This window comes from Streptomyces sp. MMCC 100, from assembly GCF_041538145.2.
Classification (GTDB): Bacteria; Actinomycetota; Actinomycetes; order Streptomycetales; family Streptomycetaceae; genus Streptomyces.
The window spans coordinates 2,680,617-2,696,687 of sequence record NZ_JBGORK020000001.1 but is presented as its reverse complement, the minus strand read 5'-3'; the positions used below and the strand labels follow the sequence as shown (position 1 = coordinate 2,696,687).

The 16,071-nt window shown below is 69.2% G+C and carries 14 protein-coding genes and 1 pseudogene; 8 read left to right on the top strand and 7 right to left on the bottom strand.

Annotated features, from left to right (window positions below):
• Position 1: 1 nt before the first annotated feature.
• Positions 2 to 2,047 carry a hydantoinase/oxoprolinase family protein gene (locus ABS735_RS12505; RefSeq protein WP_373905977.1) on the bottom strand — a complete coding sequence of 682 codons (2,046 nt, stop codon included), beginning with the start codon at positions 2,045 to 2,047 and terminating at the stop codon, positions 2 to 4.
• Positions 2,048 to 2,060: 13 nt separating this feature from the next.
• Complete coding sequence (locus ABS735_RS12500; RefSeq protein WP_373905978.1) at positions 2,061 to 2,282, bottom strand: hypothetical protein; 222 nt, start codon at positions 2,280 to 2,282, stop codon at positions 2,061 to 2,063.
• Positions 2,283 to 2,586: 304 nt separating this feature from the next.
• Between ABS735_RS12500 and ABS735_RS12495 the strand changes: the two genes are divergently transcribed.
• Positions 2,587 to 3,534 (top strand): AraC family transcriptional regulator, encoded by a 948-nt coding sequence (locus ABS735_RS12495; RefSeq protein WP_373905979.1) that lies wholly within the window; start codon positions 2,587 to 2,589, stop codon positions 3,532 to 3,534.
• A 25-nt stretch (positions 3,535 to 3,559) separates the two neighbouring features.
• Here ABS735_RS12495 and ABS735_RS12490 read toward each other — a convergent pair whose 3' ends face one another.
• Positions 3,560 to 4,474, bottom strand: a complete 915-nt coding sequence (locus ABS735_RS12490) for an alpha/beta hydrolase (RefSeq protein WP_373905980.1) — start codon at positions 4,472 to 4,474, stop codon at positions 3,560 to 3,562.
• 197 nt (positions 4,475 to 4,671) lie between these two features.
• Between ABS735_RS12490 and ABS735_RS12485 the strand changes: the two genes are divergently transcribed.
• A complete protein-coding gene (locus ABS735_RS12485; protein ID WP_373905981.1) occupies positions 4,672 to 5,541 on the top strand; it encodes a helix-turn-helix domain-containing protein in 870 nt (289 codons plus the stop codon).
• A gap of 63 nt (positions 5,542 to 5,604) precedes the next feature.
• Here the strand turns inward: ABS735_RS12485 and ABS735_RS12480 are convergent, their stop codons facing one another.
• Positions 5,605 to 7,101 carry a beta-propeller fold lactonase family protein gene (locus tag ABS735_RS12480; RefSeq protein ID WP_373905982.1) on the bottom strand — a complete coding sequence of 499 codons (1,497 nt, stop codon included), beginning with the start codon at positions 7,099 to 7,101 and terminating at the stop codon, positions 5,605 to 5,607.
• A gap of 178 nt (positions 7,102 to 7,279) precedes the next feature.
• On the bottom strand, positions 7,280 to 7,960 hold the full coding sequence (locus ABS735_RS12475; RefSeq protein ID WP_373905983.1) for a TetR/AcrR family transcriptional regulator: 681 nt from the start codon (positions 7,958 to 7,960) through the stop codon (positions 7,280 to 7,282).
• Between the two features lie 102 nt (positions 7,961 to 8,062).
• Between ABS735_RS12475 and ABS735_RS12470 the strand changes: the two genes are divergently transcribed.
• The 6 genes and pseudogenes from ABS735_RS12470 (at position 8,063) to ABS735_RS12445 (ending at position 13,642) form a co-directional block, all read left to right on the top strand.
• A complete protein-coding gene (locus ABS735_RS12470; protein ID WP_373905984.1) occupies positions 8,063 to 9,649 on the top strand; it encodes an acyl-CoA mutase large subunit family protein in 1,587 nt (528 codons plus the stop codon).
• Positions 9,650 to 9,817: 168 nt separating this feature from the next.
• Positions 9,818 to 10,333, top strand: a pseudogene (locus ABS735_RS12465) (carboxyl transferase domain-containing protein); the annotation flags it as partial.
• 70 nt (positions 10,334 to 10,403) lie between these two features.
• Entirely contained in the window at positions 10,404 to 11,042 is a 639-nt protein-coding gene (locus tag ABS735_RS12460; RefSeq protein ID WP_373905986.1) for a DsbA family protein, read from the top strand.
• A gap of 158 nt (positions 11,043 to 11,200) precedes the next feature.
• On the top strand, positions 11,201 to 12,784 hold the full coding sequence (locus ABS735_RS12455; protein ID WP_373905987.1) for an FAD-binding oxidoreductase: 1,584 nt from the start codon (positions 11,201 to 11,203) through the stop codon (positions 12,782 to 12,784).
• 73 nt (positions 12,785 to 12,857) lie between these two features.
• Entirely contained in the window at positions 12,858 to 13,295 is a 438-nt protein-coding gene (locus tag ABS735_RS12450) for a DUF6069 family protein (RefSeq protein WP_373905988.1), read from the top strand.
• A 74-nt stretch (positions 13,296 to 13,369) separates the two neighbouring features.
• Positions 13,370 to 13,642 carry an acyl-CoA carboxylase epsilon subunit gene (locus ABS735_RS12445; protein ID WP_373905989.1) on the top strand — a complete coding sequence of 91 codons (273 nt, stop codon included), beginning with the start codon at positions 13,370 to 13,372 and terminating at the stop codon, positions 13,640 to 13,642.
• A 193-nt stretch (positions 13,643 to 13,835) separates the two neighbouring features.
• Here the strand turns inward: ABS735_RS12445 and ABS735_RS12440 are convergent, their stop codons facing one another.
• Positions 13,836 to 14,492, bottom strand: a complete 657-nt coding sequence (locus ABS735_RS12440; RefSeq protein WP_373905990.1) for a response regulator transcription factor — start codon at positions 14,490 to 14,492, stop codon at positions 13,836 to 13,838.
• A 1,105-nt stretch (positions 14,493 to 15,597) separates the two neighbouring features.
• Positions 15,598 to 16,020 (bottom strand): secondary thiamine-phosphate synthase enzyme YjbQ, encoded by a 423-nt coding sequence (locus tag ABS735_RS12435; RefSeq protein WP_373905991.1) that lies wholly within the window; start codon positions 16,018 to 16,020, stop codon positions 15,598 to 15,600.
• Positions 16,021 to 16,071: the final 51 nt, after the last annotated feature.

Here is a 16,071-nt window from a genome sequence, read left to right as displayed (position 1 = left end):
CTCACTTCCTCCGGATGACGAGTTCGCCGTGACGGCCGACGACCAGGCGCTGGCCGGCGCCGACATGGGTGGTCGACAGACGCTCGTTGACGATGACCGGGCCCTCGATCTCGTCACCGGCGCGCAGCGCCGCCCGGTCGTAGACGGCGGCCTCCTGACCGGCGTCGTCGTCGATCGCGTCCAGGTCGCCGAGGTAGCGCAGCCGGACGGTCCGGGTCGGGGCGAGCTGTTCGTCCGGGCCGCGGCGCGGAAGCTCGGGATACTCGACCTTCTCCGTGTCCAGCACGGCGCGGACCCGGAAGGTGACGCCCTCGACGGGCAGCGTGTCGAAACGGTTGCCCGACCGCTCCTGGTACGTGTCGTGGAACGAGGCGATCATCGCGGCGACGGCATCGGCGTCGACGGCACCGGCCGGAACCGGCACGAACGGGGTCTCCCAGCTCTGGCCGACCAGATGGCCGTCGTAACTGCGCTCGAACGTGACGGTCGCGTCGGAGTCGACGCGTTCCCGCAGCCGGGTCTCCATCTCGGTGAACAGCGCGTCGATGCCCGGTGCCGCCTCGGGTGTGAGGACGGTGTAGGCGCTGCGGTTCGCGGTGAACACCTGGTCGGCCGAGAGCAGCCCCAGGGCCGAGAACAGTCCGGGGTTCGGTGGGACGACGACCTGCTTGCAGTGGACGGCGTCCATGGTGGCCGGCAGCAGCATCGGGCCCGCCGCGCCGTAGGCGATCAGGGTGTAGTCGCGTGGGTCGACGCCGTTCTTGATCGCCACGTTGAACACGCCCTCGGCGATGTTGTGCACCGCCATCTCGTAGGCGTAGCGGACGCGCTGCGCGAGCGTGAACTCGGTGCGCAGGTTCTTAAAGGCCGCACGCGCCTGCTCGACGTCGAGATTCAGTTTCCCGCCGGCGAAGGTCTCCGGATCGATGATGCCGATCATCAGACATGTGTCCGTGGTCGTCGGCCGGGTCCCGCCGCGGCCGTAGCAGGCCGGTCCGGGGGTGGAACCGGCACTGCCCGGCCCCACCCGGATCTCACCGGACTGCCCGATGGTCACGAGGCTGCCGCCTCCGGCGCCGATGGCGGTGACCTCGTTGGCGAGCGCGTTGACGACCAGGTCGTGCTCCAGCTCGAAGGTCGTGTCGACGTACGGCTCGCCTCCGGTGACGACGCTGATGTCGCAGGACGTGCCTCCGACGTCGGCGCAGAGCAGGTCCGGTTCGCCGATGAGCGAGCCGAAGTGGGCACTGGCGACCGTGCCCGCCGCTGGCCCCGAGAAGACGATCCGGAACGGCTGTTCCATGGCCCGGTTCGACGGCACCAGGGTGGCGGCGCAGTCGGCGAAGTTGAGCTGCCCGGTGAAGCCGATGTCCGCCAGCCCCTTCTCGAGGGTGGCGGTGTAGTCGGCGTAGATCAGCTTCATCAGCGCGTCGACCACCGTCGTCGACGCGCGGGTGTACTCCTTGGCCAGCGGGGAGACCTCGCTGGAGATGGAGCACGGCACGTCACCGAGCACCTCGCGCACCAGCTCGCGCAGCCGCTCCTCGTGTGTCCGGTTGACGTAGGCGTTGATCAGGCAGATCGCCACCCCGGTGACCCCGCAGCCGCGCAGGACCTCCAGTTCCGCCCGGGCCTGGGTCTCGTCCAGGCCGAACAGCACTCCGCCGTCGGCCGTGATCCGCTCCCGGATCCCGCGCCGCAGGTACCGCGGCACCAGCGGGCGCGCGGCGTCGCCGAAGCTGCGCCGCCAGTGCGGATCCAGCATCGCCTCGGCGGGCCGCCACACACGGCCCATGTCGAGGATGTCCCGGTGACCCTCGGTGGCCAGGAACCCGATCTTCGGGAGCCGGCGGGTGATCACCGCGTTGAGTCCGTGGGTACTGGCGTGGTTGAAGACGTGGGAGCCCTCGACCCCCAGCGCCGCCGCCCCCTCCAGCACCGGCTTCGTCACGTCCGTGTAGTCCGTGGACACCTTCGCCGTGTGGATGGCCCCGTCCCGAAGGGCGACCACGTCGGTGAAGGTGCCTCCTACGTCCACTGCGATCATCGTCGATCCTTTGCTACAGCAGGTCGGAGAGGAGCCGGACAGGTCCGAGGCGCGGTCCGCGGTCACGGCTGACCGACAGCAGGCAGTTCTGACACTTGACGACGTCGAACCACCCTCCTTCGGAGTTGACGGGATAGCCCCGCAACTCTTCGGCGCCGCAGCGGGGGCAGGCGCCCCGCCTCGGTTGCCGCTCGACGAGGAGCGGCCGGATCGTGGTGCGTGAGTCCTCGCTCATGTCGCACAACTCCACAGGTCGGCTCAAGGACGGCGCAGGTCTGCGCGTCGACGGCAGACGCTAGGCCGCGGCACAAGCACGTCACCATCCGCGGACCGCAGGAGGACATCCGCGAACCGAACGGCGCTTCCGGGCGCTCGTCCCCGTGCCCGCGGCGACCCTGTTCGGGGAGGGAAATATCGAATATCGTGTGTGCGCTTCTCGCCGCCATCGGCTTCGCAAGCCGGCCCGTACACGCGAGGGAACCCGTAACACGCGAGGGAATATGAACACCGATCGGCAAACGGTGCGACCGGAGCCTCGGTTGCGCTTTCGCACCACCGACCTCGACGTCGCCCGCACCCAGGTCACGAAGACGTTCGCGGAGCACGAGATGTCGGTCGGCGACAGAGCGACGCTGGACTGCCGGCTCGATCTGACACCCTCGGGCCGACTGACACTGGCACGGCTCGGATACGGCACCGACGTCACGATCTTCGGTCCTCCGATGGGGTCCGTCTACCACGTCAACCTGCCCCTCTCCGGCGCCAGCACGGTGCAGCAGAACGGCACGACCCGCACTTCGACGGCCGGGCGCAGTGGTATCGCCATGATTCCGAGCGGGCCCGTGACCATGTGGTGGAGTCCGGACGGTGTGCAGCACGCGGTCAAGATCCCCAGGGAGCTGCTGGAGGCCCACGCCGCGAAGCTGACCGGCCGGCCCGTCGACGGCCACATCCGGTTCGCCCTGGAATTCGATCTGAGTGGCGCACCTGGTCAGATGCTCGATGCGACGGTGGGTTTCCTGTACACGGAGCTGCTCCGGCCGAACGGCCTCGCCACCATGCCGACCGTCCGGCACGAACTCGAGTCGGCACTGATGACCCAGTTGCTGATGACCGTCCCCAACCAGCTCAGCGAGACGCTGCACGGCAGGCCCGCGCCCAGTCGGCGGGCCAGGATCCAGCAGGTCGTGGAGTACATCGACGAACACCCGCACCTGGAGCTGAGTACGGCCGATCTCGCCGCCATGGCCGGGATCGGTGAACGGTCCCTGCAGGCCGGCTTCCGTGACCAGGTGGGGATGTCACCACGCGCGTACGTGCGCGCCGTCCGGCTGGACCGGGTCCATCTCGAGCTGAGTACGGGAGCGCCCGGATCCGTCACCGACGTCGCGGCGCGCTGGGGCTTCTTCCACCCCGGGCGGTTCGCCCAGCAGTACCGGGACCGGTTCGGGGTGCTTCCGTCGGACACGGTGCGCTCGGCCCGCTGAGGGGCCGGGCGCACCGGTCGGATGCTCAGGCGCTCAGGTGCCTGCCGAAGAAGTCGGTGAGCTTGGTGACGGCGGGGGTGACGTACTCGTCCTTGTCGTAGAGGTCGACGTGGGTGGCGCCGTCGATCTCGAAGAGCTCGGCGTTGGCGCCGGCCTTCTCGACCGCCTCGTGGCTGAAGTAGGCGGTGTCCGCGGCGGTGCCCGCGATCATCAGCAGCGGCCGCGGGGCGATCAGCCCGATCATGGCGTAGGAGTCGTACTGGGCGATCTGGTCGATGCTGCGCAGGACCCACTCGTTGGTGGAGTTGCAGTGGCCGCCGCGCGGGGTGCGGTAGTAGTCCTGGGCCTCGCGGTACAGGACGGGGGCTTCTTCCAGGCCCTCGGGGCTTTCGGGAGCCCAGTTGAGGGTGGCGGGGGCTTCACCGCGGGCCTCGGCGGTACGCAGGGCGCCGGCCTGGTCGAGCATCGCCTGGAGGACCTCGGGGCCCTGGGTACGGCCGAGGCCTTCGACGAGGAGGCTGCGGATGTCGACGGCGGAGACGGTCGCCACGGCCTTGATCCGGTGGTCGGTCTGCGCGGCGAAGGGCACGTAGCCGCCGGAGGCGCAGATGCCCAGGGCACCGACGCGGTTCGGGTCGACGTCGTCGCGGGTGGTGAGGTAGGTGACGGCGGCGCGGACGTCCTCGGCGCGCTGGAAGGGGTTCTCCAGGCCCCGCGGGGTGCCCTCGCTCTCGCCCTGGTAGGCGGCGTCGAAGACCAGGGTCGCGTAGCCCTGGCGGGCCAGGCGCTCGGCGTAGGTGCTGGCGGTCTGTTCCTTGACGCCGCCGCCCGGGTGGGAGACCACGACGGCCGGCAGCGGTGCGCCGGTGTGGGAGTCCGGGGTGAACAGGATGCCGGCGAGGTTGAGGCCGGCGCTGGGGAAGGTGACGTTCGTCTTCATGAGCTGGTGGTGCATCCTTGCCGTTGTTCGCGCGGTTGCGCTGATCCGGTGCGTGGTCGCCGTTTCCTGCGGCCACGTATTCGAGAGTCGCGCCCACGGGTCCTGGGCAAAAGGGGCGGGAATCAGCCCAGGACAGCGGTGTCCTGGGACAGAACCGGCCCCCTCACGAAGGCCGGGTGTACTGCGAGACTGGGTGCATGGATCGCAACGCGCACCGCGGTGAGCTGGGTGACTTCCTCAAGGCCCGCCGCATGGAACTCGTCCCGGCCGCCGTCGGGCTGCCCGACACCGGCAGCAGGCGTCGGGTGAAGGGGCTGCGGCGCGAGGAGGTCGCTCAGCTCGCCTCGATCAGCACCGACTACTACACCCGGCTGGAACAGGGCCGCCGACAGGCGTCGCATCCGGTGCTGGACAGCTTGGCCCGCATCCTGCAACTGGACGAGGACGAGCGCGCCTACATGTTCGAGCTGGCCGGCAAGGACGCCACCCGGCCCCGCCGACGCACGACGCAGAAGGTTCACCCCCAGCTGCAACGGCTGCTCGACGGGCTGGTCACCGTGCCCGCCACCGTGCTGAACCGCCGCATGGACGTCCTCGCGTGGAACCCGATGGCCTCGGCCCTGCTGACGGACTTCGCGCGGATCCCGGAGAAGCAGCGCAACTACGTGCGCCTGGTGTTCACCGACCCCGCCGTGCGGGCTCTGTACCCGGACTGGGAGGGCGTCGCCCACACCTGCGTGGCCCAGCTGCGCATGGAGGCCGCCCGGGACCCCAACGATCCGCGGCTGACCAGCCTCGTGGGCGAGCTGTCGGTGCAGGACGAGGACTTTCGCCGTTGGTGGGGAGCCCATCATGTCGCGGTCAGGGGCATGGGCACCAAGGTGTTCCGCCACCCGGTGGCCGGTGACCTCACCCTCGACTGGGACACGCTCACCTCCGCCTCCAACCCCGACCAGCAGCTCGTCACCTGGACCGCCGAACCCGGCAGTCCCTCCCAGGACGGTCTGCGGTTCCTCTCCTCCTGGGCCGCGAGCGACGCCTCCCCGGAGACAGAGAGCTCACGCTGACTCCGGCAGGCCCGCGACGCCGTGGACGGACCGCCCTCGGGGCCGGCACGTTCACCGCGGTACCTACGGACGGCCCACGTCGATCCGCTCGGTCGCGCGAGCCCGTGCGCCGCCACGGCACTCGACCGTGGTGCCGTTGTAGACCAGCACGGTGGAGCAGCCCTCGTCGTCGGTCACGGTCACGGTCACGGTCACGGACACGGTCCGGGGGCCGGCGGTGGAGTACCGGTGTGTGACACGGGGCGTGGTGGTGGTCTCGGCGGATCCGTCCCCGAAGTCCCACCGGTAGCGGGCGACGCGTCCGTCCGGATCGGAGGACCCCGCGGCCGAGAACGTCCGGGTGGGTCCGCGGCCGTGCCCCTCGGCACGGAGCGCCGCGATCGGGCCCTGGTTCGGCGTGAGGAACGCGTTCGAGCCGTCGTGCCAGAACAGGCCGGTGCTGATGGACGGGAATCCGGTCGGGGTCAGGCTGCCGTCGGGCCGGACCGCGAGACTGGACACCTTGCCGCTGCGCCGCGGGGCACCGGTCATCGCGTAGAGGACCTGCGCGTCGGCGCTGAGTACGACGCGTGCGACACCGGGGCTCGAGTAGGGCGAACCGGGGAGCGGGCTCAGCCGGCCGTCCCGGCCGATCGACCAGCCGGTGATCGTGTCGCCCGCGGCGTTGGCGACATAGACGCGGCGGGAGTCCGGGGTGAAGACCGCCCCGTGCGGCGTGCCGCCGCTGACGTAGGGGGAACCCGGAAGGGGACTGAGCCGCCCGTTTCGCCCGATGGCGTAGCCGGAGACGTCGCCGCTGCCCTCGTTGCTGACGTAGAGGCGCCGGCCGTCGGGCGAGATCGCGGGAAGCGCCGGCTTGTCCCCTGTGGGGACGGGTGCGCCGACGGGGCTGAGGCCGGCGTCGGACGCGATCTCGAAGCTGGACATGTTGTTCGTCAGGAAGTTGCTCACGAAGAGGTGCCGCGCGTCCGGGCTGATCGCCACCTGGCTGACCGCGCTGGGCACCGGTACCGGCGGCGCGCCGGTCGGTATCAGGTCCCCGGACGGGGAGACCGAGTAGGACAGCACCTCGCCCGTCGTGCCCGTGGCGACGGTCACGAACAGGCGTGAGCCGTCCGGAGTGATCGCCGCGCCGATCACCGGGCCCGCGGCAACGGTCTCGCCCGTCTCGGTGAGTGTGCCGTCGGCAGCTGTCCGATAGCGGGTGATGCTCCCCGGCTGGAGCGGGAGGGAGCTGAGCTGCAGCCCCGCGCTCACCGAGTAGAGCGTCCGGCCGTCCGGTGTGATGGCCATTCCCAACGAGGAAGGACCGGAGGGGAACGGGGACGAGGACACCAGGCGCATCGCGCCGTCCCTGGTCACGGACGCTCCGGCGATCGCCGGGGAGGCGAATCCACCGACGTAGAGGTGTCTGTGCCGTTGCGCAGGTGCGGACGGGGCCGGGTCGGTGGCCGCCGGGACTCCGGTGGCGGACGCCGAAGTGGCGACCACCCCCGGAGCGACCAGCAGGGTCAGGGCGAGTGCGACATGCCTGGAACGAGCCATCGTGAACCTGGCCATACGGTTCTTCTCTCTCCTGGATCGAAGAGGCACCCCTGTCCGGGGCGCGCTCGGGTGAGGTCTCGCCGTCCGTCGCGTCCGGCCGGTGCTGTCCAGGAAGCCGCGCGACGAGGTGCTCCTCTGTCTACCGGAGAGAGTCCGCGCGATGTGTCCAGCTACTTGGACACCGGAACCCGCCTCACGGACCCCCCTCGACGAGCCGGCGCAGCGCCGGGAGCAGCACGGCGAGGTCCTGCCCGGTCCGGAAGGCGACGACCGTGCTTCCCCCCTCGGGCATGCCCTCCCGGGCCGCGGGCGCCGGAAACAGGGCCAGCACCTCGCGCATCGCCTCGTCGACCTCGTCGACCGGGTCGGAGGACTCGCCCCGCAGCCACCGCCGCAGCACGTGGTTGTGCGCGGCGACGACCGAGGCCGCCATGAGTTCGGCCCGCAGTGAGGCCGCCGCCGTCGGATCTCCCATCCACTCCGCGATGAACTCGCGGAACAGTCGCTGATAGCGGGCCACACTGGCGATCTCCCGGTCGCGCAGGGCGGCCACCTTGCTGGTGAGTGCGTAGCGCCGCCGCGCGAGCTCACCCTCCTCGATGTAGTGCAGGAGGACCAGGCGTACCGCGTCCGACACGGCGACCAGGGCGGTGCTGTGGCTGGACGTCGCCAGCCGGTCCCTGATCAGCTCCAGCAGCCGGTCGTGGTCGGGGAAGATCACCGCTTCCTTGGACCGGTAGTGCCGGAAGAACGTCGTACGTCCCACTCCGGCCCGTTCGGCGATGTCGTCGACGGTCGTCTGCTCGTAACCGCGCTCGTCGAAGAGCGCGAAGGCGGCGTCCGCCAGTCGGATGCGCGCGGGTGGCTTGCTCATGGGCGGCCATCCTTCCCTGTCTCGGCTCCCGGAGACCACTTGCCCAGTCCAACGGTACTGAGTACCGTCTATAAGATATTCAGTACCAGAGGAGGTCGGGGCATGGGTTCCGTTGCGCAGAGCGAGTCCGGACTCCCCATCCAGCCGGTCTACGACGGCTGGTCACTGACGGGCTTCGACGCGGACGCCAAGCTGGGCGCCCCCGGAGGGTTTCCGTTCACACGGGGCGTGTATCCGTCGATGTACACCGGCCGGCCGTGGACGATGCGGCAGTACGCCGGATTCGGCACCGCCAAGGAGTCCAACGAGCGCTACCACGAGCTGGTGGCCGCCGGGACCGGTGGCCTGAGCGTGGCCTTCGACCTGCCGACGCAGATGGGCTACGACTCCGACGAGGCCATCGCCCGCGGTGAGGTCGGCAAGGTCGGCGTGGCGATCGACTCGATCGAGGACATGCTGACCCTGTTCCGGGGACTGCCCCTGGACAAGGTGTCGACGTCGATGACGATCAACGCCCCCGCTTCGACGCTGCTCCTGCTGTACCAACTGGTGGCTGCCGAACAGGGCGTCTCGGGCGGGCAGTTGACCGGCACCATCCAGAACGACGTGCTCAAGGAGTACATCGCCCGCGGCACCTACATCTTCCCGCCCCAGCAGTCCCTGCGCCTGATCAGCGACATCTTCGGCTACTGCCATCGGGAGCTGCCGCGCTGGAACACCATTTCCATCTCGGGCTACCACATGGCCGAGGCCGGGGCCACGCCGGCGCAGGAGATCGCGTTCACCCTGGCCAACGCGAAGGAGTACGTCCGTGCCGCGCTCGCCGCGGGCCTGGACGTGGACGACTTCGCGCCGCGCCTGTCGTTCTTCTTCGTCGCCCGGACCACGCTGCTGGAGGAGATCGCGAAGTTCCGCGCCGCCCGCAGGATCTGGGCGCGCATCATGCGCGACGAGTTCCACGCCAGGAACCCCAAGTCGCAGATGCTGCGCTTCCACACACAGACTGCCGGCGTGCAGCTGACCGCGCAGCAGCCGGAGGTCAACCTCGTCCGGGTCGCCCTGCAAGGACTGGGCGCCGTCCTGGGCGGGACGCAGTCCCTGCACACCAACTCCTACGACGAGGCCATCGCCCTGCCGACGCAGAAGGCGGCCCGGCTCGCGCTGCGCACCCAGCAGGTCATCGCCTACGAGACCGATGTGACCAGGACGGTCGACCCCTTCGCCGGCTCCTACGTCATGGAGTCGATGACCGACGACGTCGAAGGAGCGGCCCTGGAACTCATCCAGGCGGTCGAGGACCGGGGCGGCGCGGTGGCGGCGATCGAACAGGGCTTCCAGAAGTCCGAGATCGAGAAGTCCGCGTACCGGATCGCCCTGGAGATCGACAACGAGGAGCGGACCGTGGTGGGCGTCAACAGGTACGCCCTCGACGAGGAGGAGCCCTACGAGCCGCTGCGCGTCGATCCGCAGATCGAGGCCGACCAGTGCGAACGCCTGGCGGTCCTGCGTGCCGAGCGCGACAACGGCGCCGTCGAACGGGCCCTGGACGCACTGCGCTCCGCCGCGCGGGGCACCGACAACGTGCTTCCGGCGATGCGGGAAGCGCTGCGGCAGCGCGCCACGGTCGGTGAGGTCTCCCACGCACTGCGCGACATCTGGGGCGTCCACGTCCCGCACGACACCTTCTGATCCGACGACCCCGGGGTGGAACAACCAGTGAACGACATCGACATCCACACGACCGCGGGCAAGCTCGCGGATCTCAGGCGCCGTATCGAGGAAGCGACGCACGCCGGTTCCGCACGCGCCGTCGAGAAGCAGCACGCCAAGGGCAAGCTGACGGCTCGTGAACGCNGCTTCGTCCAGATGTGCGACGCCTTCAACATCCCCATCATCACCCTTCTGGACGTACCCGGCTTCCTGCCGGGCGTCGACCAGGAGCACGGCGGCATCATCCGCCACGGCGCCAAGCTCCTCTACGCGTACTGCAACGCGACCGTGCCCCGGATCTCCCTCATCCTGCGCAAGGCGTACGGAGGTGCTTACATCGTCATGGACAGCCAGTCCATCGGCGCCGACCTCACCTACGCCTGGCCGACCAACGAGATCGCGGTGATGGGCGCGGAGGGTGCCGCCAACGTCATCTTCCGCCGGCAGATCGCCGACGCCGAGGACCCCGAGGCCATGCGGGCGCGCATGGTCAAGGAGTACAAGTCCGAGCTGATGCACCCCTACTACGCGGCCGAGCGCGGCCTGGTCGACGACGTCATCGACCCCGCCGAGACCCGCGAGGTGCTGATCAAGTCCCTGGCGATGCTCCACACCAAGCACGCCGACCTGCCCTCCCGCAAGCACGGCAACCCCCCACAATGAGAACGCACTTGACCAATTCGTCCCGTTGGAGGCAGGAATTTTGGAACAGCAGACGCCAAGGAACGCGACGGTGCGCGTACGGATCGCGCTGGACGTGATCTGCGTGCACTCCTATCTCGGCTACACCCGTTTCACCCGGGTGGCGGAGCGGCTGCGCGCCGAGGGCCGCCAACTGGCGGTGGAGTTCCTGCCGTTCGAACTGGCGCCCGGCGCGGGTACCGAAGGCGAGCCGCTGCTCCCCGTGCTGGAGCGGGTGTTCGGAGCACAGGCCGTTCAGCAGACGTTGCAGTTCGCCCGGCAGCTGACCGCGGAGGGCCTGGAGCTGCACTACGAACGCGCTGTGGCCACAGGCACCTTCGAGGCCCACCGGCTCATCGCGCGCGCCGCTCGGCAGGGCCTGGCCGAGCCGATGGTGGAGCGTCTCTTCCGCGCGCACTTCACGGACGGGCTGCACATCGGCGACCCCGCCACCCTCACGCGGCTCGCCGACGAGATCGGTGTCACGCCGGACAGCCCCGGTGCGGCACAGGCCAAGAGGGACGCGGAGACGGAACGGCTGCGCGCCGAACTCGTCCGGGTGCGCCGGCTCGGCGTCACCGGAGTGCCCGTGTTCTTCATCGACGGCGTACGGCAGCTGACCGGCTCCCAGTCGGAGGCGGCGCTGGCCGCGGCGCTGCGGGAGGCGGCCGGGACAGGGAACGGGTTCTGACCGGAGTGTGCGAAACCTCAACTTTTGCATCGAGACACCACAGATCCACGTCAAGCGCGGGGTGGCGGCCCCCGGGGACTGATTGGCTGACGTCCACCCCCGGGCCGCATGCGTCCATGCGGTGATTTCTCAACATCCCAGCACAGATAGGGCACAACATGGTTTCGCGACGCAGGTTCCTGGGCTCCTCGATAGCGGTGGCCGGCGCCACCGCCGGCTTCACCGCACTGACCTCGCCCACGGCCCGGGCCGCGCAGGCCGCACCGGAGGTGATCGTCAGACCGGGCGACGCTCGCTACGCCGAGCTCGCGGAGCGCGGATACAACAACCGCTTCGTGGCCACCCCGGACGAGATCTGGCTCGTGCACGGCGCCTCCCAGGTGGAGAAGGCGGTAAACCAGGCCATCGCCAACAACCAGCGCATCACGGTGCGCGGCGGCGGCCACTGCTTCGAGGGGCTCGTCGACGACCCGCAGTTCCGCATCCTCGTCGATCTGTCCGAGATGAAGGACGTCACCTTCGTTCCGACGATGAACGCCTTCGCCGTCCAGGCCGGGGCCCGCCTCGGTGAGGTGTACGAGGCGCTGTACCAGGGCTGGGGTGTCACGGTGCCGGGCGGTGTCTGCCCGGAGGTGGGCGTCGGCGGTCACGTCACCGGCGGCGGCTACGGCCCGCTGTCCCGCCGGTACGGCCTCATCGTGGATCACCTGTACGCGGTCGAGGTCGTGGTCGCGGACCGGGGCCGCCAGGCACGCACCGTCATCGCCACGCGCGACGCCAGGGACCCGAACCGCGACCTGTGGTGGGCGCACACCGGCGGCGGGGGGGGCGGGTTCGGCATCGTGACCCGGTTCTGGTTCCGCAGCCCGGGCGCGCACGGCAGCCCGTCGGCGCTGCTGCCGAAGCCGCCCGCACGGATGCGCAAGACCATCGTGACGTGGCCCTGGGCGAAGCTGACCGAGGCGGGCTTCACCCGTCTGGTGCTCAACCACGGTGCCTGGCACGCCGCGAACAGTGATCCGTGCTCCCCGTACAACTCGATGCACAGCTCGCTGCAACTGCACTCGTCGCTCGCGGGCACGGTCGAGCTGGAGATCCGCATGGACGCCACGCTGGCGGACACCCCCAAGCTGCACGACGACTACATCCGCGCGGTCAACTCGGGTGTCGGGCTGGAGCCGACGGTCGACGTCACGGAGGGAACCTGGCTGGAGATCGCCCTGGAGCCGACCCCCAGCTACGGCGCCTACTCGCGGCAGAAGTCCATGGGCGGGCATCTGCGCAAGCCGCTGAACCGGACTCAGGTCGGCGCGCTCTACCGCTCGCTGACCGACCCGAACCACTACGGGGCCGGCCTGGTGTACCTGGCGGCCTACGGCTGCGAGATCAACACCGTCTCGTCGTCGGCGAGGGCGATCCCGCAGCGCGACTCCATCCTCAAGCTCTGGTACTCGAACAACTGGGCCGATCCGGCCCAGGACGACATCGAGGTCAACTGGCTGCGCACCCTGCGCAAGAACGTCCACGGCGAGACAGGCGGCTTCCCGGTGCCGAACCGCCAGCAGGACGGCGGCTACATCAACTACCCCGACGTCGACATGCGCGACCCGGAGCAGAACACCTCGGGTGTGCCCTGGTACTCGATCATCTGGAAGGACAACTACCCCAGACTGCAGCGGGTCAAGAACACCTACGACCCCAACAACGTCTTCCGGCACGCCCTGTCCCTGAACCCCACCTGACGGATCGGTCGGGCGGTCGGTCCTCGCGCCGGAAGTACGCACCACCCATGAATACGACAGCCCGGAGGGCTCCATGACCAGCAGTAACCCCGCTGCCACCCGTTCCGCTCAAGGACGGCGCGCGCTGCCCGCGTGGCAGGCCGTGGTGGGGGGCGCGGCCATCGCCGCGGTCGTCAACCTGATCGTCCTGTTCATCGGCGATGCCGCCGGAGCCTCCCTGGTCCTGGAGCTCAACGGCAAACCGGACGAGATCGGCGCCAGTGACGTGATCTTCATGTCGGTGGCCGCACCGGTGCTCGGCATTACGGCCGCCGTGCTCCTGGCCCGCTGGAAGCCGGCCTTCCTGCGGGTGGGGCAGATCGCGGGCGGCGCGGTGGCGGTACTCACCGCGATCGGCCCGCTGACCCAGGAGACCGACGGCCAGACCGCAGCCACCTTGATCGCGATGCACCTGATCGTCGGAATCGTCGCGGTGGCCGCGCTGGAGGCGATCCGCCGGTCTCGCGTCTGACACGGCACAGCCGCCCGGCGGCCCTTTGGAACCGACCGGTTCCAAAGGGCCGCCGACTCGTACGAGGAGGAAGCATGACAGCAGAAGGCAACACCACGGTGGACACCACCACCATGCTGAGCACGCGGTACTGGCGCATCACGAGCGGGGACCCCACCGCCGAGGAGGTCGCCGCGGTGACGGTGGCACTGGCCGGCGCGCTCGCAGCGAACGCCGCCCAGGCGGCGCAGCCGGCGGACGCTCCTGCCGGTCGTCGCGGGGCGCCCTGGACGCCGTTCTCAGCCAGGCGCAGGACGGCCACCTCGTGGGCTGCCGGACCGCTGCCGGGGTGGCGCGGCGCGGCCTGAGTCCGCCCCGACCCGGGCGGATTCCCACTTGGTCATGATCCCGCATTCCGCGGCGGACCATTTCGTACGACTCAACAACGAAGAAGGACCGCCGATCGCCCTTGACCGGGGCCCCTTTCCGGATCACTGATCCTGGGCTCTTTCACGGGGTCCGTTCTCGAATACGAGAAGAACCCTCAAGAAAGAGACGATGTCAGGGATGCCCCAGGCGGAAGCCGACTCCACGGGCCGTAATAATCCAGCTGCTCGACCCCAGCTTGCTCCGCAGACTGCTGACATGGGTGTCGATGGTGCGCCCCGGCTCCGACCGGGAATCCCGCCAGACCTGCGCCATGATCTGCCCTCGGGTGACAACACTTCCCAGGCGGGAGGCGAGCAGGTAGAGCAGATCGAATTCCTTGCGTGTCAATTCCACGGGACGGCCGTCCAGACGGATTTCCCGGGCGCGGGGATCGATGCCCAGCGGGCCGACGGTGATGACCTCGTCAACCGTGACCGGCTGCCGCAGCACCCGGCGCATGACGGCCTCGATGCGGGCGACGAGCTCGGCCAGGCTGTAGGGCTTGGGCACGTAGTCGTCCGAGCCGGCCCGCAGACTGAGGACCCGGTCGAGCTCGGAGTCACGGGACGTCACGACGATGATGGGCACGTCGCACACCGCACGGATGCTGCGGCACAGTTCGACCCCGTCCAGATCGGGAAGGTTCAGGTCGACGAGGAGCAGATCGGCGTTCCGGTACTGCTGCAGGGCCTGTGCGCCCGTCGCCACGCTCTCCGCGTGGTATCCGTGCCGCCACAGGTCACGAACCAACTCTTTGGCCACTTCGGTTTCGCTCTCCACCGCGAGCACCCGTAAAGCGTTACGGACTCGCCTCACGCCGGGCACGGTGTGCGCACCCCGTAGGGGTACCTGACGCGGAGCGCGCGGTTCAAGAAGCCTCACGGACTGATGCCCCATCCGAAAATCCCCCATATTCGTCTGATCTAGCGGAGCGTCGAGCCAACGTCAAAGCAGATCTACGGGAAGGGTACAGACGACGCAATCGATCCGCCAAAGTTTAACCATTGACGACCCGAGTAAATGGGAAACCGAAACACCGGCGAAACATAATGAAACCGACCTCGTCGGAAAAGCCGTCCGGTGCACAGCGATTTGCCCCCGAGGAAACAACGGCCAAACGAAGAAAAATCGTCACGCCGCCAACTGCACCAGCCCCCCGTACAGACGTGTTCCAGCCTTTCTTGATACATCGTACACGTGCCAGCGTACTACGTACACGAGTGCTGGGTCACATGTTCGTGGCCGCAAACCTGCTCGCACGCAGAAGTCACCACACGAACACGATATCGATACCGTTCGTGAAGATTCAGTGGGGAATCGGCCACCCTCGGCGGCCGACACACGGCAGGACCGAAGGCACTTGACACCGTCGCCCTGGAGGGACGGTCGGCACATGCTCCCCCAGGCCTCCATGGCGAAGCGGTTCTCGTCGTTCTTCGGATCGTCGGGGTTCCGAACGGGCTCGTGCCCGTAGGTGACGAGGAGCTTCCCCCCGTCGCGCATTTTGTAGCCGGTGTTCAGGCAGTCGACGACGGTGCGGCCGAGCCGGTGAACAGCCGCAGCGACGATCCCGTTGTACTTGCCCCGTTCATCGCGCAGCCACGGACCGAGCTTCGGCGGTCATAGGGTCGGTGGCGACGGACACCTCCCAGTCATCCAGTCATCGGCCCAGGCGACGATGTGCCCGCCGACGGCAGCGGCGGCGGCAGCGGCAGCGGCAGCGGCAGCGGCAGCGGCAGCGGCAGCGGCAGCGGCAGCGGCAGCACATCCTCCCGCAGCCGTCGTACGGCCGCTCGATCTCTTCCAAGGTGGTGCCACGCACCCTTCTCCCGTTTCGAGCCAGAGCGTAGGGAGAATCGGCGGCCGCACCCAGGACGATCTTGGTCGCCCCGGGTCATCCCAGGAAACTCAACCGCACCTGCCGGTGGGGATTGTCCCTGTTGGTGTCCACCAGGCACACCGACTGCCAGGTTCCGAGTTCCAGGCGGCCGCCGATCACCGGCAGCGTCGCGTGCGGTGGTACGAAGGCGGGCAGGACGTGGTCGCGGCCGTGGCCGGGGCTGCCGTGGCGGTGCTGCCAGCGGTCGTCGGCCGGGAGCAGGGTGTGCAGGGCGGACAACAGGTCGTCGTCGCTGCCGGCGCCGGTCTCGATGATCGCGATCCCGGCGGTGGCGTGCGGGACGAAGATGTTGAGGAGGCCGTCGCGGCCGGACGCCGCCTCGCGGAGGAAGGACTCGCAGTCACCGGTGATGTCGGCGACCCGCTCCGCCGAGCCGGTGGCGAGGTTGAGGACTCGGGTGGTGAAGGCATCTGGCATGACCCCATCCTGACACCGGGGGAAGACCGGGGCCTCCGGCGCCGTTGGTAC

Coding starts and splice junctions, on each gene's coding strand:
- ABS735_RS12505 (WP_373905977.1), bottom strand. CDS start 2,047: ATGATCGCAGTGGACGTAGGAGGCACCTTCACCGACGTGGTCGCCCTT.
- ABS735_RS12500 (WP_373905978.1), bottom strand. CDS start 2,282: ATGAGCGAGGACTCACGCACCACGATCCGGCCGCTCCTCGTCGAGCGG.
- ABS735_RS12490 (WP_373905980.1), bottom strand. CDS start 4,474: ATGAAGACGAACGTCACCTTCCCCAGCGCCGGCCTCAACCTCGCCGGC.
- ABS735_RS12485 (WP_373905981.1), top strand. CDS start 4,672: ATGGATCGCAACGCGCACCGCGGTGAGCTGGGTGACTTCCTCAAGGCC.
- ABS735_RS12480 (WP_373905982.1), bottom strand. CDS start 7,101: ATGGCCAGGTTCACGATGGCTCGTTCCAGGCATGTCGCACTCGCCCTG.
- ABS735_RS12475 (WP_373905983.1), bottom strand. CDS start 7,960: ATGAGCAAGCCACCCGCGCGCATCCGACTGGCGGACGCCGCCTTCGCG.
- ABS735_RS12470 (WP_373905984.1), top strand. CDS start 8,063: ATGGGTTCCGTTGCGCAGAGCGAGTCCGGACTCCCCATCCAGCCGGTC.
- ABS735_RS12455 (WP_373905987.1), top strand. CDS start 11,201: ATGGTTTCGCGACGCAGGTTCCTGGGCTCCTCGATAGCGGTGGCCGGC.
- ABS735_RS12450 (WP_373905988.1), top strand. CDS start 12,858: ATGACCAGCAGTAACCCCGCTGCCACCCGTTCCGCTCAAGGACGGCGC.
- ABS735_RS12445 (WP_373905989.1), top strand. CDS start 13,370: ATGACAGCAGAAGGCAACACCACGGTGGACACCACCACCATGCTGAGC.
- ABS735_RS12435 (WP_373905991.1), bottom strand. CDS start 16,020: ATGCCAGATGCCTTCACCACCCGAGTCCTCAACCTCGCCACCGGCTCG.